The sequence below is a fragment of the Psychroflexus planctonicus genome, assembly GCF_014640195.1.
In the GTDB taxonomy this organism is placed as follows: domain Bacteria; phylum Bacteroidota; class Bacteroidia; order Flavobacteriales; family Flavobacteriaceae; genus Psychroflexus; species Psychroflexus planctonicus.
The window spans coordinates 90,131-109,507 of the sequence record NZ_BMGM01000004.1 but is presented as its reverse complement, the minus strand read 5'-3'; the positions used below and the strand labels follow the sequence as shown (position 1 = coordinate 109,507).

Sequence of the window (19,377 nt, the reverse complement as noted above, 5' to 3'; positions counted from 1 at the left end):
TTTTATTTTAGATGAATATTCAGGCAATTATGCATTTTATTAGGTTCTAAATTATCAGTTATAACAAAGTATAATTTGTGATTTTAGAAATTTTAAATCTTAACAATTTCTGTTCTAATTAAAAGTAAATTTTTAATCTTAGTTTTAAAACAGATAACAATTTTTATTTATAGTTTATCAAAATAATTAATATAAGCCCTTCGTGCAAAATATAAGCCTTTTTTTATCCTAGCAAGTTTAGTTTTAGGTTCTTCAAAATTTTTCCTAACCTGATTTTCCCAGATAGCCGTTAACCAAGACTTAAAAAATTCAGGTTTTGCTCCATTACTATACCACAGTTTAGCCTGGTCTACAAGCCTTGGGTTATGTATATGAAATGCTGGAAAATGCGTATCGATATAAACTTTTTCATTTAAAGCCTGAACCCTTGTGCAGAAGTGACGATCTTCACCCGGGAATCTCATATTTGACAATCTATTAAAATTTAAACCGCGCTCTAAAAGTTCTCGACTCACCAAAGTACACGCGCCACCAGCACCTACTTCATAAACGCCTGGCTCTTTAAGTTTAATAATACTTTCGGGAGAATCATATACCCAAGAATGATAATCCCAAGCATTGGGTTTATAGTAATGTGCATTTGTAAACATGGTCCAAAAAATCTCAAAAATAAAATGCTTCTGAGCGTTTACTAAGCTCATTAAGGTGTTCGGGTTTAAGACTAAATCTGCGTCTACTAAGAAAATATAGTCATAATTATTTTTTAAGGCATACTCTATAGCTTTATTCTTAATAGCACTGATACGGTCTATTAAACTGATATTCCAATTATGTTTTTGGTATGCAGAATTTTCATTAAAAATATTGGGTAACAAGCTAACATTATCATGTTGTGAGATGAAGTTATCTGTATATTTTTTTGAATCCTCAATATTATTATCATTGTACAAAAGTATATCATAAGTAAAACCTTCGCTTTCTAAATTTAAGTAAGAAGGAAGCGTAACTTCTAAAACATCTTTAGGCTTACATAATGGTGAGAACAAGAGAATTTTTTTCATTATTATTTAATTTAACCAATAGGCTTTTAGAGAATAAAAGTTACACTTTACACTTAACCAATCTAATTTTAGCAAAGCTTTAAATAAATTTTTTATATCTTTTCTAAGTCTGTAAGACGGATTAAATAGCTTATAATGCTTTGGAGCGATTTTATATAACTCCTTTCTAGTCTTCCCAACTGCGTAAAACATATTATAAATATATATATTCTTTAACCTGTCTTTAGGGATAAAATGATAAAAAGTATTATCACATAACTGCCTTATTTTGTAACCTTTACTAATTACATTATAGCAAATTTCACTATCACCGCCTGAAGCAAGGCTATCTCCTTTTCTATCAGACATACTGAAATTAATACCACTCAATAATTCTTTTTTTAATAGCATGCCTGCACCGTAAACGTTAGAGACCTCACCATCATTCCTGCATCCAATTGCATACAAAGATTTGTATTTATCAAACCATTTTGGTGGATTAATTTCACACTTTTCTATCCCATTACCACCCACAACTCCGAAGTCTGGATTATTTTTTAGGAAATCAAAACCTCGTTGAAGATAGCTTTCATTGAGCCAATTATCATCATCACAGAACAATACTAGGTCATATTTTGATGCTTTAACACCACGCAATCTCGCATAATTTAAACCGGGTTCAGTTTCTTTAACAATATTTGTACGTTCAGCAAGCTGATGCATTTCTTTTATACAGTAATTAACGGTTTGTACTGTTGCATCTGTACAATTATTATCAACAATAATCAACTCCCATGGGAAATTGGCTTCTTGTAAGTTAAGATGCTCAAGTGTTGGTTTGATTCTTTGTTCAGAATTATAGCAACATATGATGACTGAAATTCCGTTCATTATTTTAAATTCTCTTTAGTTAATTTCATAAATGTAGTATCAAACTTGATTTTTTCTTTATAAGATTTATAGAGAAAACTGCTTATTTTTCTAGAGATAGAATATTGTCTAGCTAATTCTAAGATAAGTGATTTTATAGGAAATAAAGATTTTAAGAAAAATGTATACTTTAAAGCACTTAGTAATGAGAATTTATAGTAGCCATTTTGTATGGGCAGCCTTATTAAAACTCTTGCGATAAGATTCTTAATTTCAGAAGAGAAAATATCTATTAAAGCTTTACTTTTTAAGAGTAAAATAACAGCGTCAATACTGTTTTTAAGATTTATGAAAAATTGTTTATCCTTTGCCTTAGTTGAAATTTTATCGCTACTATCAATGCGATAAAAGGTATCAATATCACAAGATTTAAAATGAAGATTTGGTTTTTCTAAGAGCATTTTAATATGAAATTCCCAGTCTTGCCAGGATTTCAAATGTTCATTCCATAGCTCCTTTTTTTTATCGAAAAACGTTTTTTTCCAAACTATTGCTATCGGTGGCCATAGCATATTTTGTTTCAGAAAATCATTCACTAAGTTATTTAATTGTAATTGGTCTTTATTATCAGGTAGAATATTCCACAAAATTGAACCATCTCCAGAAATTTTATTAAAAGTTTGACTCAGGGAAACAATAGCATCAAAATTCCCATTTAAAAACTCAAGTTCTTTATTTGATAAGAAATATGGAGACAATAAATCATCACTATCCAACCAATTCACATACTCGCCTTTACTCATCTTGAACCCAAAATTTCGTGCCCCGTTTCCACCCGGTAAATGCTCTTCTGGTCGGTGGTAATATTTAAAACGAGCGTCTTTTTCAACATAAGCACCAACCACTTCATCCGTGTTGTCCGTAGAGCCGTCATCGACAATGATGCATTCCCAGTTTGGGTAGGTTTGGGCTAACACCGAGTCTAGGGTTTCACCTATTAAATGGGCACGGTTATAAGTCGGAATAATAATTGAGACCAGTGGTTGTTCTCGCATATGTATTGATTGGTTTGTGGGCATAATGTTACGACGTGTTTAGTTGTCGGTTTTTGGTTGTTGGTTTTTGTACGGATTCACTTCGTTACTCGGGATTCATTCCCATGACTATTGATAAATCGACAGCTTGGGCAGGCGTTTACGCTATTGTAAATTGTTGTTTCATTGAATCTGTCTTCTGTGAACTGTGACTTGTGATTCGTGAACCGCTATTTTTGTTGTAAAAGTTGTGGCGTTCGTGAACTCACTGTTGTGACGCTTCGCTGTTGTAAAGGTTGTCAGTTTTCGGTTTTCGGTTTTCGGTTGTTGGTTTTTGTCCCGATTCACTTCGTTTCTCGGGATTGAATCGAGAACTGTTTTCAGTTTTTCGTTGTTTGTTCACTTATTTTTCAATTATCAATTTTAAATTCTAAATTTAGATTATCTTGATTGTTATAGGTTTTGGTTTGAAATAGGCACTTTTATTTAACAAGAGTTTCACGAAGCATTTTTTAATTTGTGCTCACGATCTGCAGCATAAGCTAAACAAGCTTTAATATCGTTTACGGTAAGTTCTGGAAAATCATAAATAATTTCATCATTTGTCATGCCTATTGCTAACCAGCCTAAAACATCAAATACCGTGATTCTTGTATTACGAACACAAGGCTTTCCAAACCCTTTATTAGGATCACGTTTTATAATCGATTTATAATCTACCATAACACTCATATTTATGTAAAAATAATCAAATTTTAATTAATGTCAGTTTTCAGTTTTCGGTTTTCGGTTTTTGTCCCGATTCACTTCGTTACTCGAGATTCATTCCCATGACTATCGATAAATCGACAGCTTGGGCAGGCGTTTACGCCATTGTAAATTGCTATCTCATTGAATTTCCCGTTGTTTGTGTAAAAAATACACCCATCTCCTGTCTTCCCTTGCTTCGACGTCGCTCAGCACGGGCTAAGGAAGATGATTACTTTATCCTATAAATTGATTGTTTGACTTTTAAATCTGAAATAACACTCATATTTATCAACACCCATCTCTGGTCTTCCCTCAAGGGAAGATGTTTTTGCCTTCAATTATATCTTTTCCCTTGAAGGAAATGCCGAAAGGCAAAGGGTGTTTAAGTTTGCTTCAAAAATAACACCCATCTCTAGTCTTCCCTCTAGGGAAGAAGTTTTGGCTTTATTTTTCAGAGTTATTCTTTAAAAAATCTTCCCAACTTGGCAACAATCTATCTTTTTCCGAAAGCAATTGCTTGTCTTCTGGCACTTGCCAATGGATGGCTAGGCTTTGATCTAGCGGATGCACACCTATTTCACTAGCTTTGTTGTAATAGGCATCACATTTATATGAAAATATGGTTTGATCTTCTAACACCGAAAAACCATGCAAGCAGCCTTTGGGTACAAAAAGCTGTTTTTTGTTTTCTGCATTTAGTTCTATTGTAAATATCTCTCCGTAGGTTGGTGACTCTTTTCTAGCATCTACAATTACATCCAAGACTTTTCCTTGTATAACCCGAATGAGTTTGGCTTGCGCAAACTCGCCTGATTGCGCATGTAAACCGCGTATTACTCCATAATTGGACATGGACTCGTTGTCTTGCACAAATTGAGTTGTAATTCTTGTTTCGTTTTGAAATTTCTCTTGATTAAAGCTTTCAAAGAAATAGCCGCGCTCATCCTTGAATACTTGTGGTTGTATGATGTATGCTTCTTGTATGTTGGTTTTGGTGATGGTCATTAGTTGTTTTTTGTTGCTAGTCTTCTGTCTTTAGTCTTCTGTGAACTGTGACTTGTGATTCGTGAACCGTTATTTTTGTTGTAAAGGTTATGGCGTTCGTAAACTCACTGTTGTGGTGCTGCGCTGTTGTAAAGGTTGTCGGTTTTTTGTTTTTGTCCCGAATCGCGTTGCTCTCGGGATTAATTCCCTAAGCTATCTAAATAGATAGATAGACAGGGCAGGCGATTACGCAATTGTAAATTGCTATCTCATTGAAGTTGTTGGTTTTCTTCTCGATTCACTTCGTTTCTCGGGATTAATTCCCTAAGCTATCGATAAATCGACAGCTTGGACAGGCGTTTACACAATTGTAAATTGCTATTTCATTGAATCTGTCTTCTGTGAACTGTGACTTGTGATTCGTGAACCGCTATTCTTGTTGTAAATGTTTTGATGTTCGTGAACTCGCTGTTGGTTGTCAGTTATGACGTAGATGCCGCTTCGCTTATCTACTGTTATGATAGCAACAAGTTGCCTGTTGTGGCGCTGCGCTGTTTTCAGTTGTCGGTTTTCGGTTATCGGTTGTCTGTTGTCGGTATTTGTACCGATTCACTTCGTTACTCGGGATTCATTCCCTAAGCTATCTAAATAGATAGATAGATAGACAGGACAGACAATTACCCTATTGTAAAATGTTGTTTCATTGAAGTTGGTGGTTTGCAGTTCTAATGTTTTCCCTTGTTAAACGGTAGGAAAGTAAAAGTTATAGAGAACTAAGGCTTTCCATGAAAAATTTACACTAATTTGATTTTAAGACATCATCAAGTATTGACTAGTATTTCAATGCCATTCTTTTCAGAAAATACATTCGTTTTGTAAATTTATTGACATAAAAATAGACTAATTTAATTAAAGCATTAAAGCCGAAATAGTTAAAAATATACCTCCAAAACCTTATGTTACTTATGTCTTTTGGTATGCTTTTATTCCTAAGTATGGTGTTATAGGTTTTGTTGAGTAAAACCTTTTGGTTTTCTATGCTTAAGAAGTCTTTGGTGTCTACAAATATATACCAATTGGTAACAGATTGGTTTCTGGCATAATGAATTCCTTTTGCTAAGGTTGTTCTTTTAGAATTTTCATGGTAGCGTCTTAAACTGACTGTTTTATCTAAAAAAACACCTTTAGCAGTCAAGCAAACCAATTTTGAGAAATAATTGTACTCCTGCCCTATTTTAATGTTTTCGTTAAAACGAATAGATTTTGCAACAGATGATTTTATAATCACGTCTAATGTTAACCAGTTTAATTTTTGTAGGACATAATTGTCTCTTGTAATATCTTTGGTTGTAAAGTTATAATACCTATCAATAAACTTATTAGTATAGTTGAAATATTTTGTTCTAGTAATCCCAAAATCATACTCCCCAGATGTAATTAAATCGTACTTAACCTGTAGGTGATCTTCCGTCATCAAATCGTCACTATCAAAAAATACAATATAATTGCCTTGTGCTAAATCTAAACCATAATTTCGTGCTCCATTACCGCCAGGTTTATAATTCTCATTTCTTTTTACATAAATAAAGCGATTATCTTTTTTTACATACTCCGCTAGCAATTCATCTGTGTTGTCGCTTGAACCATCATCTATAACAATACATTCCCAGTTTTGGTGGGTTTGTGCCACAATAGAATCCAGTGTTTCGCTAATTAAACCTACACGATTGTAAGTGGGGATGATGATGGATAATAAAGGTTTAATTTCCATTAGTTTATCTTGTTTTGTAAACTCTTTATTAAAGGTGGTTTAGTATTAAATATTTTCAATATGATTATAATCTAGTAATATAATTCAACATATTCTATAATTGTGATTCATTTTGTAGAATTTCAATCAATTTTTTATTGAACTTTTTAACTCCCTTTTGATTTAAATGATGTGAATCATAAAAATGTAATGAGTCGTTTAAAGATAATATTTCATTAAAATTATAATACTTTCCATGCTCATGCATTAAGCTATCAAAATGGTTTTTGTTATTAAAACTTTTGTATTTAGACTTGGATATAGGAGCGTAAACGAGCATTAAATCAATATTTTTATTGTTTATTTTTTGAATGTTTTCTTCAAAATTATCTAACTGGTTATCTCTTAATACTATTTCGCTTTTGTCGATAAATTTCGGTGTATAGTAGCTTATTTCTTTCTCTACATAACCACCAGGTATATATGTATCTACACCTTTATTATTTTGTTCTGTATAATTCGTATTTAGATTCAACATATCTCGAATAGAAGCATATATAAAAGTATTTAAAACTTTAATATTTTTAGTTTTAAATGCCATTTTAAATGAATCAAGGTCATTTTTATCATTAGAAAGCAAGTCAAGAGAAGATTCTACACCATCAGACATAAAGGTACCAGGATATACTTCGTAAACAATTAATTTAGGTGCTAATTGATTTAAGTAACGATTAAGTAATATATTGGTTTGTAAAGGTGTTTGAGAACTCGAACCTAAATTAAATGTATGATAACCATTTTTTGAAAAAATGCGCGTATCAAATCCTCTATAAGTATGTGAAGAACCTAAAAATAATATATCTACATTTTTAAAATCATTTACTTCTTTAATCCTAGAATGTAAATGACCATAAGCACCCATTTTAAAGCTAATATTTGGTCTTAAAAAGGATGGTAGATAATGCTCAAGAATAAAAATACCTGAACAATAAAATAAACCCATTGAAAAAATAAAAACTAATGATTTGAGTATAAACTTTTTCAAAACTAAAACTGAAAATATATAAAAGGGGTTTCTTCGGTAGGCATAAATATCCCTATTATTAATATTATAGAAAAATAAGCTAACCACCTAAATGGTCTACCTGATATTCTATTCATTTTTTCTAGTGCAAATTCTTGTTTTCTGCCAAACCACTCAACACAAACAAATAAAATAAGAATTAACAATAGTGTGAGATTAAAGTCTTTTAACAAATTATATGTGATAAAAATATTTTTATAACTCCCAATACCTAAAAAAAGATCATATAAATATTGAACTGCATGACTGATGTTTTCAGCTCTAAAAAAAACCCAAGCTAGAACAGTTAAGCTGAACGTAACCAACATCCCTTTCAATTCAATAAAACTTGGAAACAACCTGTTTTCAGCAATCTCTCCTGTATGTACTCTGTTTTTGTTACGCAGTAATAAGGGTAAAAAATAAATTGCATTTAAGGCTCCCCAAACGATAAACGTCCAATTAGCTCCATGCCAAAAGCCACTAACCACAAAAATAATAAATGTATTTCTCACTTTCATTACCGTACCGCCGCGACTGCCACCTAACGGAATGTAGAGATAGTCGCGAAACCATGTGGATAAAGAAATATGCCAACGACGCCAAAACTCTGCTATATCTCTCGAGAAATAAGGAAATGCAAAGTTTTTCATCAGTTTAAACCCAAAGAGTCTTGATGTGCCAATGGCAATATCTGAATATCCTGAAAAATCACCATAAATTTGAAAAGTAAACATTAACGCTCCTAAAATTAATGTGGTACCACCATAATCGGCTGAATTATTAAATATTTCATTGGCCAACCTTGCACAATTATCAGCTATAACGACCTTTTTAAATAAACCCCACAAAATCTGACGCATCCCCAGTACAGCATTAGCATAATCAAATTCACGTTTCTTGTAAAATTGTGGTAATAAATTAGTGGCACGTTCAATAGGGCCAGCCACAAGTTGTGGAAAGAAACTAACAAAGGCAGTAAAGGCTATAAAATCTTTTGTTGGTTTTAATTGTTTTCGATACACATCTATGGTATAACTTAAGGTTTGAAAGGTGTAAAAACTAATACCGACAGGTAATATGATGTTTAAACTTGTATTCGGAATTTGGTAACCAAAGAAACTAAAAGCTTCTACAAAATTATCTATGAAAAAATTGAAGTATTTAAAAAAGCCAAGAAATCCGAGATTTACAAACACACTTGTCCAGAGTAATAATTTCCGTTGGTGTTTTAAATCTGTTTTTTGGAGTCGTAAGCCAATTACATAGTCTATAACAGAACTAAAGATGATTAAACTTAAAAACCGCCAATCCCACCAACCATAAAATAAATAGCTTGCTAAAGCAATTAAGGCATTTTGTGCTTTTAAATGTTTTTGAAATACAAACCAATATAATATAAATACTATTGGCAGAAATATCCCAAAATCAAGTGAGTTGAATATCATAATAGTAGGCGATGTTTAGAAGTATTTACTAAACTTTTATAATTTTAGAATATTCTTTCAATAATTTATCAATTGAAAATTTTTGAAACCTTTTAGATGAATAGGAATTAATTTCTTCTAAACTATATTCTCTATTATATAGTTTAAACAATATGTCAGCTAGTTGTTGGTGGTCTCCTACGGCAAACCTTGGAATAGGATAATTTTCACCTACAACTTCTTCAACACCATCTACTTTTGCACCTATAAAGGGTGTCTTCATCCCTAGAGTTTCAATAACACTATTGGGTAATCCTTCATTTAAAGTACTTAAAATATTACAATTGGATATGGATAGTAACTCCAAATTATATGATGTTCTACCAATAAATCTAACCTTATTTTCAAGACCTAGATTTTGAACTTCGGATTGATAGCGTAGCTTAAAACCTTCTATACCTTCATCTCCTGCAACCAATAAAATAGATTTAGAATTTGTTTTTTTAATAAATATACTCCAAGCCTTAAAAATAGTTGTGTAATCCTTATCTTTAAAAAAATTAGCTAAAGATGTAACTATAAAGTTATAGTCTTTAACTTTAAAAAATGTCTTCCAATCAGTGTTATTATCTATTTCTCTTAACTTAATGCCATTGTGAATGGTTCTTATATTTAAATCGTAATGTTTACCATATACTTCTTTAAACTTTAATCTGGCATGATTAGAATTAGCAATAATTATAGAAGCATGATTTAGTGCTTTTTTAAATTGCCAAGATTGTTTTGGTTCATTTTCTAAAACTGTATTTCTGATATGATAGACAGTTAGTTTTGCAGATGTATATGGATGAATAGCACCAAAAAAATAACATAGTGGATTATGATATGGTATAATATAATCAATGCGGTAATATCTCATTAAAAGTATAGCTTTGATTAAAGGAACATACCGATTTAAATGCCTTGAATATTTAGCCCAATATTGATTTTTTATAAATTTTCCATCAATAATTTCAAAGCCATTCTGTCTTAATTCTCTATCTACAAAATCATCATCAAACTTATCCGTCCAAAAAAAATAAATCTTTGCGCCTCTACTTCTAAATTCTTTTGCTAAAGTAATTGCTTGTGTTTGTATACCACCATAAGTGAGATGATTTATCGCGAATAAGATTTTTTTTTGATTAGCCATGATATTTAGAATAGTATAGTTTAAATCTTAACCAAGCTTATTAATAACCTATTTGCTTTAATTTTGTTATTAAAATTTATTCTTTTTTTAAGTATTTGATTACTTTCTTCAAAATAATCAACTGGAACATTATTTTTAAGACTATTATTTAATTTAGTTTGCAATTTAACACTATAATTAATTGGAAGTTTCCGATAAATTTTATTAAAAAGTTTTTTTAAATATTTTTAGTGAATTTTAATTAGAGAATCATAAAAGCCAAAGAACTTTAAAAATTCTCTAATTAAATATGCGTGCTAAAAAGGTATTTGTTTATTTACTTTTTTTGATAACGGCAATTTTCTAATAAAACATGATAATTATTTATAAACATAAAAATCAAAAAAATTAATAAATCTCCCAGGATTAGTTTTTAATATTACATAAGCACTCACTTTGAAACTAACATTTAATATAAGAAATAGTGTGCATAATTTTGAAACATAAAAACCCTTTAAGTATATGTAAAAATAGATAGGATTTAAAAAACAGAAAAATATTATAATGAACTTTTGCACAACATAATAATGAATTAAAGAGGATTTATACGACAGAAATAAATCTAGTATCAAATACTAATTATCCCTAAAACAAATCTTCTAATTGGTGTATTTCTTACTTTATATTTTTTTCTAAAACGATTTCTTGCTCACTGTTTATTCACTCAAAAGGTGTTAGTGTATGAAAAGTAGGTGATTTTATATTATGCATCTTTTTGTTAAGTATAAAATTTAACGCAAACTTAAATCATTAAGTTTAGCGCTATCAAACCAATTCTTGATAAAATTTTATATACGTGCTTTTATGATTTTTTTCAGTTTTGCATCAATTTCTATTGTAATCTTTTTAGATCCATTGGTATTCAAATGGTCTTCGTTATAAAATATTTTAGTGTCTTTTTCCCACTTTTTTTCATAGTTCCAAACATGTATATTATTTCTATTTTCATAAAATGAAATTAATGAATCTCTTCGTGCTAATTTATTTATGTTATTGTAGTTATTATATGTATAATATTTTGGTGGAGAGAAAAAAACAATATCAATTTTTTTCTCTTCACAAATATCAATTATCTCATTAAGTAAATCTTTGTTCTTATTGTAGTTTTGTATGTTTTCAAATGAATGTCTTTTTTTTAAGGTTAAAGAGTCATAATGTCCAGTTTCTAATGTTTCACTAGCTGTAGTGATGTAGCCATACTTATTAAATTTACCAAATTCAGGAAATATTGAAGATGTCCATGTTTTTTTAAAATATTCTTTATAGTTAGCTGTAAGTAAGAAATAATCAGATTTAGGTATATGGCTTCCATAATTATTAACTCCATAATATATCCAGAATAAATGATTTTTGCTCCATTCCACATTACGATAATCGTCTAAAGTATGGTAAGAAGTCTCTAACAGAACAACTTTAAGATTTGGTAAATTCTCAATAAAATTTTTAAATAGTAGGTAGTCAATATTTAAACTACTGCCACCGTGAGCGAGTGGAGCACTTTTAATTGTCATATATTCAGGATTTATCGCTCTCCATGTTTGAGAAGAACCAAGAATTAATACTTCTATAGATTTTTGATATTTTTTCACATACTTCGCTTTCGCATAAAATGTATTGTTCACTCTATTATATAATTCAACACCTGAAGCGATTAAAATCAACGGTAAAAAAAATAGTATATTCTGATAAATAAATTTTTTCATAAATTAAAACTGAAAATAAATAAATTTATTGTCTTTTTTGTTGATTCATAATATAGCTAGAATAATTGAGTAATAAATTGCATATTGTATTTAATGTTTTCTTTTTAATACAAAATCTGGGATATCATATTGCCGTCTTATTCCAAGCCATTCAACAAAAATCGTATTAATAGTTTAGCCTTGACATACGGCACATATCCTTTTAATCGCCATAAATATTTAGCCCAATATTGATTTTTTATAAATTTCACGTTGATAATTTTGAAATCATTTTAATTTGATTCATTACAAAAAAAATTCATGATCTAATTTATTATTCAAAAAAATAAATCTTTACAACTTTTCTTTTATAATATTTTACTAATAATAAATTTTTTTTTGAATACCGTCACAGGGATAGTTGTTAATAGTAAATAGCATTTTTTTTGTTTATACATCTCAATTCAATGTTATAAGTTTTTGATTTTATTTTTATATTTAGATAATAGTCTTTGAAAAAAAAGACTTAAAGAGTTTGATTTAAAAAAAAAGTATTTAAAATTCACTATATCTTCCTTGTAAATTTTTTTCACTAAAAATATATTTCTAATATCATAATAATAAAAAAAATAAGGTATTTTTTTACTTTTATTATGATTTTGTAGTTCACTTAATTCCATATTTAATTTAGTTAAAACAAAATTCATATCTGTTTGAAGCGTTTCATATTTACCTACAAAATCTACCAACAAACTTTTTTTTCTGTCGAAAACATACCAAGATTGTGGTAAAAAATGACAGTTTTCTAAATTCATTGATCTATTATCCTGATTCGTATGAAAATGTTTTTTACAAAGTAATAGGTATTCTCTGAAAGTAATTTTTTTATTTTTAATCTTTTTATGCCATTTGAAACCCGAAACAGCTCTATCCCATGGATTACGTACAAAACAAAATTTAAAGAAATTATTAACATCAGCTTTCGTTAACAAATTCAACTCCAATAATTGTGCTAATGTGATATGTTGAAGCGAATAAACTATATTATTAGCTTCAAACTTCCCGAATCCTAATTCAGTTGAGAAACTTTTATTTTTGTAATATATACCAAGATGTTTCTCTATACTTGTTCCTGCAACTTTTGGAATATGAATGAAAATAAATTTATTTTTTTTATCGTAAGGCATTTTTAGCTTAATTATATTGTTAATTTATAGTGTATTTAAATAATTTAGTTTAAAGTATCTAATATCAAAATATTTTAAACTAATCTATATTCCAATCTTGGTCAGATAGGTATACCCCTATATTTTCCTTGCTTGGTAGCTTACCAGTTTTAAAAACATCTCCAGATTCTACAGTAAAGTCATAAAAGTCATTATTTTTATAAAAATATTTTCTTAAATTTAAATCTAATATCACGATTCCGAGAGAGTAGGTACCTGGTGCTAATCTTAAGTTGTTTATTGAACAAACAAAATTTTGTATTTCACTTTTCAAAACTTTATTAGCATTTAGGTGCATAGCATTTAATGTTGTAATTAATTTCTCTTCCTTATCAAATACTTGGTATCTGATATTTATTTTTGCCTTTTTAGGGTTTTTAATACGCAGTTGTAAATTAAACTTACAACTTTCACCTAACAAAAGGTTTGATTCATTACCCATAAAATCTAAGACTTCAAAGGAATTTATTTGCCCGCCTTCAAACAAAATAGGAAAATTAACTAATTTATTTTCTTCCTTTTTGCTTAAATAAAAACTTACACTCTCATCCGTGCCACCTTCAAAAGCCACTTTACCGTTCTCCAGCACAACACCTCTTGTACACAAACTCTTCACCGCCGCCATATTATGGCTCACAAACAAAACCGTTCTGCCGTCGTTACCAGAAATATCTTTCATTTTCCCAATGGCTTTCTTTTGGAATTCGGCATCGCCCACGGCTAGGACTTCATCTACTACTAAAATATCAGGTTCTAGGTGCGCGGCAACCGCAAAAGCGAGTCGTACACGCATTCCTGACGAGTAGCGTTTTACAGGTGTATCAATATACATGGCGCAACCTGAGAAGTCTATAATTTCTTCTTCCTTGGCTTTAATTTCACCTTTGGTCATGCCTAAAATAGCACCGTTTAGGTAAATGTTTTCTCTTCCTGTTAATTCTGGATGAAAACCGGTACCTACTTCTAACAAAGAAGCTATACGGCCTTTGGTTTTAATGCTTCCGGTGGTGGGTGTGGTTACCCGCGATAAAATCTTCAACAAAGTAGATTTACCAGCGCCGTTTTTACCAATAATACCTAGCACATCTCCATCATATACATCAAAGTTAATATCGCGCAATGCCCAAACGTAGTCACTTTCAGCTTTTTTAGAGCGGTCGTTTTCTGCGCCAATTTTCAAATACGGGTCTTCTTTCCCACGTACTCTGTGCCACCATCTATTCAGGTCGTGACTCATTGTCCCCGTCCCCACCAAACCAAGTCGGTATTGTTTGGAGATGTTTTCGGCTTTTAGAATTATGTTGTTCATTTTTTTGGTTGTGTTTTCGGTTGGCAGTTTTCGGTTGGCTGTTATCGGTTGTCTCTTTTTGGTTTTCTGTTTTCGGTTGTCGGTTGTCGGTTGGCGGTTTTCAGTTATCTGTTTTCGGTTAACTCACAACGGACAACTGTCTACTTCTTTGTCTTCCAACTTGTTTCAACATACTCTATAAATTTATAAATTCTAGCTCCTAAATTATCGTATTTTTCAATCATCTGTTTAAAATTTATATCTGAATATAATATCGTTAACATTTCAAGTTGTGATTTACACTCTATTAATGAAGCATGAGAAAAAATTAAAAAACGAATAAATTCCTGTTTATATCTTCTTCGCCCATAACCTTCAGCAATTGTATCCTTAATACTTTTTGATGATCTTCTTACTTGACTCCCTTGTTCGTATAATTCAAACTTAGGCAATAACAGAGTTAACTTGTGAACTTCAATAGCATATTGAAATGCAAGTTGATAAATTTCTAAGTCTTTGTAAGATTTCATTTTCGGTTATCGGGTTTCGGTTATCGGTTAGCTGTTTTCGGTTAGCTGTTTTCGGTTAGCTGTTTTCGGTTAACGGACAACGGACAACTGTCAACTGTCAACGGTTAGATTATCTGTTATCAGTTATCAGTTTTCTGTTTTCGGTTAACTCACAACGGACAACGAACAACTGTCAACGATTAGATTATCTGTAATTGGTTATCGGTTAGCTGTTTTCGGTTAACTCACAACGGACAACGGACAACGGACAACGGACAACTGTCAACGGTTAGATTATCTGTTATCAGTTATCTGTTTTCGGTTATCGGTTATCGGTTAAATCACAACGAACAACTGTCAACGGACAACTGTCAACGGACAACTAAGAACTGCCAACCGCAGCTTCGCTGCTAAACCGTATCTACAAAACTCTTTTCTGTGCGATTAAAAATTCCTAAGCCCAAAAAGAAAACCACTAATGAAAAACCAAGTGCGTAAAAGAATCCCCACCAGGTGAACATTCCTGTGTCTAAGGTCATATAACGGAAGCCTTCTATAATTTGTGCTAAGGGATTGTATTTAAATACCCAGAAATATTCGGGTTTCTTTTCTAAAATTTCCCCCATAGGGAAAGGAACAGCAGAGATGTACATTAACAGCTGCACACCAAAGCCTATCAAAACGGTTAAATCTCGGTATTTGGTGGTCATAGCGGAAAGAATCATTCCCAAACCTAAGCCTGTTGTTCCCATGATAAATACATAAGCCGGGAATAAAACTAAGTTGGCATTGGGATTCACAGGACTTCCTGAAAGTACGAAGTAAATATAAAACCCGATAAAAATACTTAGCTGTATGCCGAGCTTTAATAAGTTAGAAACAGTAATGGACATGGGCATAATTACTCTTGGAAAATACACCTTTCCAAAAATACTTGCGTTTTTTGTAAAAGTATTAGATGTTCCTGTCAGGCATTCTTTAAAATACGTCCAAGCTGTGATTCCCGCCAGGTTAAACAAAAAACTGGGCACTGTACCGGTTTGTATATTGGCTACATTATTAAATACTAAAGTAAAGATGACTGAAGTAAAAAGTGGCTGAATTAAAAACCATAATGGCCCTAAAACGGTTTGCTTGTATACGGTAACAATATCTCGTTTTACAAAGAGCACTAATAGGTCTTTATAGCGCCATATTTCTTTAAAGTTAAAATCGAATAAGCTTTTTTCTGAGTTGATCTCGTAAAGCCATTCCTTAGATTCTGTTTTGTTCATCTTTTGTACAATGTTGTTAGTTGGTAGTTATTAGCTCGTAGCTTTTAGCTGTTAGTTGGTTTCCCCAAACCCCCGAAGGGGGATTTTAATTAGGAAATCTTATTTCTAAGCTGATAACTTTAAAGATTTGAATTAATTTCTCCCTTGCTTGCGCTGAGTTAAACCGAAGTAAGGGAGTCCCGATAATTATCGGGAAAGTTGGGTGTTTAGCTTAGTGAATTATTTTTTTTACAATTCAAATTAAGTTTGCTTTAAGTCCTGGCTTTGATTCATGAGATTCCGCATAAATTTCTTGGGAAATTTTACGGAATGACAGGTGAAATTTGCTTATTCTCCTTTGTGGATTGAGGGGCTGAACTTTTCCCACGTGATTTTTAATTCAGTTTCAGCAAACTGATTAAGGAATTATTTAAATCTGCTATTTCCGCATGTTTTAATTCTCCTAGTTTCCCAATGGCTAAATTTTTATTTAAGGTAACTATTTTCCCAACTCGGAGGAGTGAATTCATTTTTAGACCATTTAATTCTGTAGGTTTAATAATCATGTCATGATTAGTTTTCCACTTTAATTGAGTTGTCATGAAACTTACCGTTATGTCATCTTTAGCTTCCACTAAAATTACTGCTGGTCGTTTTTTAATTCCAGATAAATCAGTAAATGGAAATGGGATTAGTACAATATCTCCTTTTTTCACTTAAAACGTTCTTTTAAATCTGATTCATCATACAAGTCATCGTCATCAGCTAAAAAGTCGAATGTTTTAGCATCTGTAGCTAATTGCTCAATATTTTTCTGTACTATCTGATTATCTAGCTTACTCAGTAAGTATTCAACATAATCACTCACATCTTTAAGTTTACTCTCAGGTAAATACTGTAAATTTTGAGTAGCTTGTTGTATCAATTTTTCTCGATTCATTTTGCTGTGCTTTAGTTGATAGTTGGTAGTTATTAGCCTGTAGTTATTAGTTGGTAATTTTAGTTGGTCGTTGGTCGTTATTAGTTTGTAATTGTTGGTTTTTAGTTGAAATGCATCTCGACTCTACTTCGACTTCGCTCAGTATAAACTAGCTCGATGCTAAAACATAATGCGGTATTTTCAATAATTATTTTATGTTTAGATTCATGAGATTCCGCATAAATTTCTTGGGAAATTTTACGGAATGACAGGTGAAATTTGCTTATTCCCCTTTGGGAATTGAGGAGCTGAACTTCTCCCACGTGATTTTCAACCCATCCTTTACGGAAAACTCAGGGTCGTATCCTAATAATTTTTTTCCTTTGGAAATGTCTGCTAAGGAATCACGGACGTCTCCTTGTCGTGGCGGACCGTAATTGGCTTGTAGTTGGATCCCTGAAATAGCTTGTAAATCTTCCCATAACTTATTTAAACTGATGCGTTCGCCAAAGGCTACATTATACACTTGGTTAGTGGCTTCTTTGGGTGCAAAAGCTGCTTTGATGTTGGCTTGTATAGCGTTCTCTACAAAAGTAAAATCTCTGGTTTGCTCGCCATCACCATTCATGGTGGGTGCTTTTTCGTCTTTTAGCGCTTGCATAAATAGTGGAATTACCGCAGCATAAGCTCCATTTGGACTTTGTTTGGGTCCAAATACATTAAAGTAACGCAAGCCAATTATTTCTGAACCATAGGTTTTTGCGAATACATCAGCATACAATTCATTTACATATTTGGTTACTGCATAAGGTGAAAGCGGCTTTCCGATATTTTCTTCTACTTTGGGAAGTGCTTTTGAATCGCCATAAGTGGAAGATGAAGCGGCATACACCAAGCGTTTAACGGTTTTAGATTCTTTTTGTGCCACGAGCATATTTAGAAATCCATCGATATTGACTTTATTGGTTGTAATCGGATCGTTAATAGAACGCGGAACTGAACCAAGCGCTGCTTGATGCAATACAATGTCGATACCGGTCATGGCTTTCTTGCAAGTTTCCAAATCACATATATCACCTTCTATGAATTCAAAATTCGGATGATTTTCAAATTCTTTGATGTTGTGGTAATAGCCATTGGATAGGTTATCGAGCACCACTACTTTGGGGCAATTGTTTTGAAGGAGAAATTCAACGATGTTGGAGCCAATGAACCCTGCACCTCCGGTGATTAAGAAAGTATTATTTGCTATATTATCATTGTGTGTCATAAATTATTATTCTTCTTGACTAGTGAAATAAGACTTGAGCCTTTTGCCTATGAATTGTTTACCGTAAAATGTTTTTAAATATTTTTCTCTTTTTATTGCATCTTGTTGGCTTAAACATGCTTCAAAATATATTATTTTTAGTGGTCTTCTGTATTTAGTCGAAGTAACTTGACCTGAGTTATGCCGCTCAAGTCTTAATGGCAAATTTGATGTGTAACCCGTATATTTTTTACCATCTTTTAAACTTTCTAGTACATATGTATAATAGAAGTTTTCTAACATTTGCCATTATTTCACAGGGTGAACCCTGCGCCTCCGGTGATTAAGAATTTATTTGTTGATATGTTTTTGTTTTGTGTCATGATTTAGGTTGTGATAATGAGACCCTGAAATAAATTCAGGGTGACAATTCAAAAAAAACTGTCATGCTGAATTTATTTCAGCATCTCATGAATTCGTAATCCAATTAACTTGGTCTTAAGTCATCCCATTTTGGGTTATCTTGCTCTATCAAATTAATTTTCCATTGTCTATGCCACCTTTTTAGTTGCTTTTCTCTTGCAATGGCGTCGTTTACGTATTGAAACTCTTCGATGTAAACTACTTTATCTAAATTATATTTTTTGGTAAACTTGCTTCCTTTGCCTGCTTTGTGTCGTTCAATTCGGTCATCTATACCTCCTGTTACTCCTATGTATAAAACTCCTTTGGGTTTGTTGGTCATGATGTAAACGCAGTAACAATGATGTGCTCGTTTAGGCATGATTAGTAGGATCTAAGATTTAGGTTAGATTCACCCTTCGTAGACTAGGAGAATTTTCCCACGGCTTCGCCATAGCTAGTCCCAATTTACATTTGACTTTAGCTGATATTTTTTTAAATCAAGCTCAAATATACAGTTATCTCGAACTTATAAAAAAAACTTAAATGCTAATTTTTAAGATTTTATAAAAAGCCTGTTTCTTTTTATATACGGCTTGGTTTTATGGATTGAAAGCTTAAAATAAGCATTAGGTTAATGTCTTGAGATTCCGTATAAAATTTATTGACACAAATTTTAAACGGAATGACAATTTACCTG

Annotated in this window: 19 protein-coding genes; all 19 read right to left on the bottom strand. The window is 31.6% G+C overall.

What is annotated here, in order from left to right; all coding sequences use genetic code 11:
- Positions 1–167 precede the first annotated feature (167 nt).
- Positions 168–1,061: a glycosyltransferase family 2 protein gene (locus IEV72_RS05405; RefSeq protein ID WP_188458077.1), complete on the bottom strand. Its 894-nt coding sequence runs from the start codon at positions 1,059–1,061 to the stop codon at positions 168–170.
- A 6-nt stretch (positions 1,062–1,067) separates the two neighbouring features.
- Positions 1,068–1,931, bottom strand: coding sequence for a glycosyltransferase (locus IEV72_RS05400; RefSeq protein ID WP_188458076.1), 864 nt, complete (start codon positions 1,929–1,931; stop codon positions 1,068–1,070).
- Positions 1,931–2,965 carry a glycosyltransferase family 2 protein gene (locus tag IEV72_RS05395; protein ID WP_188458075.1) on the bottom strand — a complete coding sequence of 345 codons (1,035 nt, stop codon included), beginning with the start codon at positions 2,963–2,965 and terminating at the stop codon, positions 1,931–1,933. The genes IEV72_RS05400 and IEV72_RS05395 overlap by 1 nt, the downstream gene beginning before the upstream one ends.
- A 477-nt stretch (positions 2,966–3,442) precedes the next feature.
- Complete coding sequence (locus tag IEV72_RS05390) at positions 3,443–3,667, bottom strand: DUF433 domain-containing protein (protein ID WP_188458074.1); 225 nt, start codon at positions 3,665–3,667, stop codon at positions 3,443–3,445.
- Positions 3,668–4,138: 471 nt separating this feature from the next.
- The gene (gene rfbC, locus IEV72_RS05385) at positions 4,139–4,699 is read right to left on the bottom strand and encodes a dTDP-4-dehydrorhamnose 3,5-epimerase (protein WP_188458073.1); all 561 of its coding nucleotides are present in this window, start codon (positions 4,697–4,699) and stop codon (positions 4,139–4,141) included.
- A gap of 811 nt (positions 4,700–5,510) precedes the next feature.
- The gene (locus IEV72_RS05380) at positions 5,511–6,449 is read right to left on the bottom strand and encodes a glycosyltransferase family 2 protein (RefSeq protein ID WP_188458072.1); all 939 of its coding nucleotides are present in this window, start codon (positions 6,447–6,449) and stop codon (positions 5,511–5,513) included.
- Positions 6,450–6,543: 94 nt separating this feature from the next.
- Positions 6,544–7,473, bottom strand: a complete 930-nt coding sequence (locus tag IEV72_RS05375) for a hypothetical protein (RefSeq protein WP_188458071.1) — start codon at positions 7,471–7,473, stop codon at positions 6,544–6,546.
- 2 nt (positions 7,474–7,475) lie between these two features.
- Complete coding sequence (locus tag IEV72_RS05370; protein ID WP_188458070.1) at positions 7,476–8,939, bottom strand: MBOAT family O-acyltransferase; 1,464 nt, start codon at positions 8,937–8,939, stop codon at positions 7,476–7,478.
- Positions 8,940–8,967: 28 nt separating this feature from the next.
- Complete coding sequence (locus IEV72_RS05365; RefSeq protein ID WP_188458069.1) at positions 8,968–10,110, bottom strand: glycosyltransferase; 1,143 nt, start codon at positions 10,108–10,110, stop codon at positions 8,968–8,970.
- A gap of 827 nt (positions 10,111–10,937) precedes the next feature.
- Positions 10,938–11,852 (bottom strand): hypothetical protein, encoded by a 915-nt coding sequence (locus tag IEV72_RS05360; protein WP_188458068.1) that lies wholly within the window; start codon positions 11,850–11,852, stop codon positions 10,938–10,940.
- Between the two features lie 449 nt (positions 11,853–12,301).
- A complete protein-coding gene (locus IEV72_RS05355) occupies positions 12,302–13,018 on the bottom strand; it encodes a sulfotransferase family 2 domain-containing protein (protein ID WP_188458067.1) in 717 nt (238 codons plus the stop codon).
- A 79-nt stretch (positions 13,019–13,097) separates the two neighbouring features.
- Entirely contained in the window at positions 13,098–14,366 is a 1,269-nt protein-coding gene (locus IEV72_RS05350) for an ABC transporter ATP-binding protein (protein WP_188458066.1), read from the bottom strand.
- Between the two features lie 140 nt (positions 14,367–14,506).
- Positions 14,507–14,875, bottom strand: coding sequence for a four helix bundle protein (locus tag IEV72_RS05345; protein WP_188458065.1), 369 nt, complete (start codon positions 14,873–14,875; stop codon positions 14,507–14,509).
- 389 nt (positions 14,876–15,264) lie between these two features.
- Complete coding sequence (locus tag IEV72_RS05340; protein WP_188458064.1) at positions 15,265–16,128, bottom strand: ABC transporter permease; 864 nt, start codon at positions 16,126–16,128, stop codon at positions 15,265–15,267.
- Positions 16,129–16,502: 374 nt separating this feature from the next.
- Positions 16,503–16,823 (bottom strand): type II toxin-antitoxin system PemK/MazF family toxin, encoded by a 321-nt coding sequence (locus IEV72_RS05335; RefSeq protein WP_188458063.1) that lies wholly within the window; start codon positions 16,821–16,823, stop codon positions 16,503–16,505.
- Complete coding sequence (locus IEV72_RS05330) at positions 16,820–17,047, bottom strand: hypothetical protein (protein WP_188458062.1); 228 nt, start codon at positions 17,045–17,047, stop codon at positions 16,820–16,822. Before IEV72_RS05330 ends, IEV72_RS05335 begins: the two co-directional genes overlap by 4 nt.
- Before the next feature lie 262 nt (positions 17,048–17,309).
- On the bottom strand, positions 17,310–18,296 hold the full coding sequence (locus tag IEV72_RS05325) for an SDR family oxidoreductase (protein WP_188458061.1): 987 nt from the start codon (positions 18,294–18,296) through the stop codon (positions 17,310–17,312).
- A 6-nt stretch (positions 18,297–18,302) separates the two neighbouring features.
- A complete protein-coding gene (locus tag IEV72_RS05320; RefSeq protein WP_188458060.1) occupies positions 18,303–18,578 on the bottom strand; it encodes a GIY-YIG nuclease family protein in 276 nt (91 codons plus the stop codon).
- A gap of 184 nt (positions 18,579–18,762) precedes the next feature.
- Positions 18,763–19,059, bottom strand: a complete 297-nt coding sequence (locus IEV72_RS05315; RefSeq protein ID WP_188458059.1) for a GIY-YIG nuclease family protein — start codon at positions 19,057–19,059, stop codon at positions 18,763–18,765.
- Positions 19,060–19,377: the final 318 nt, after the last annotated feature.

Coding starts and splice junctions, on each gene's coding strand:
- rfbC (WP_188458073.1), bottom strand. CDS start 4,699: ATGACCATCACCAAAACCAACATACAAGAAGCATACATCATACAACCA.
- IEV72_RS05345 (WP_188458065.1), bottom strand. CDS start 14,875: ATGAAATCTTACAAAGACTTAGAAATTTATCAACTTGCATTTCAATAT.
- IEV72_RS05360 (WP_188458068.1), bottom strand. CDS start 11,852: ATGAAAAAATTTATTTATCAGAATATACTATTTTTTTTACCGTTGATT.
- IEV72_RS05355 (WP_188458067.1), bottom strand. CDS start 13,018: ATGCCTTACGATAAAAAAAATAAATTTATTTTCATTCATATTCCAAAA.
- IEV72_RS05340 (WP_188458064.1), bottom strand. CDS start 16,128: ATGAACAAAACAGAATCTAAGGAATGGCTTTACGAGATCAACTCAGAA.
- IEV72_RS05390 (WP_188458074.1), bottom strand. CDS start 3,667: ATGGTAGATTATAAATCGATTATAAAACGTGATCCTAATAAAGGGTTT.
- IEV72_RS05320 (WP_188458060.1), bottom strand. CDS start 18,578: ATGTTAGAAAACTTCTATTATACATATGTACTAGAAAGTTTAAAAGAT.
- IEV72_RS05315 (WP_188458059.1), bottom strand. CDS start 19,059: ATGCCTAAACGAGCACATCATTGTTACTGCGTTTACATCATGACCAAC.
- IEV72_RS05370 (WP_188458070.1), bottom strand. CDS start 8,939: ATGATATTCAACTCACTTGATTTTGGGATATTTCTGCCAATAGTATTT.
- IEV72_RS05395 (WP_188458075.1), bottom strand. CDS start 2,965: ATGCGAGAACAACCACTGGTCTCAATTATTATTCCGACTTATAACCGT.
- IEV72_RS05380 (WP_188458072.1), bottom strand. CDS start 6,449: ATGGAAATTAAACCTTTATTATCCATCATCATCCCCACTTACAATCGT.
- IEV72_RS05405 (WP_188458077.1), bottom strand. CDS start 1,061: ATGAAAAAAATTCTCTTGTTCTCACCATTATGTAAGCCTAAAGATGTT.
- IEV72_RS05330 (WP_188458062.1), bottom strand. CDS start 17,047: ATGAATCGAGAAAAATTGATACAACAAGCTACTCAAAATTTACAGTAT.
- IEV72_RS05350 (WP_188458066.1), bottom strand. CDS start 14,366: ATGAACAACATAATTCTAAAAGCCGAAAACATCTCCAAACAATACCGA.
- IEV72_RS05325 (WP_188458061.1), bottom strand. CDS start 18,296: ATGACACACAATGATAATATAGCAAATAATACTTTCTTAATCACCGGA.
- IEV72_RS05365 (WP_188458069.1), bottom strand. CDS start 10,110: ATGGCTAATCAAAAAAAAATCTTATTCGCGATAAATCATCTCACTTAT.
- IEV72_RS05400 (WP_188458076.1), bottom strand. CDS start 1,931: ATGAACGGAATTTCAGTCATCATATGTTGCTATAATTCTGAACAAAGA.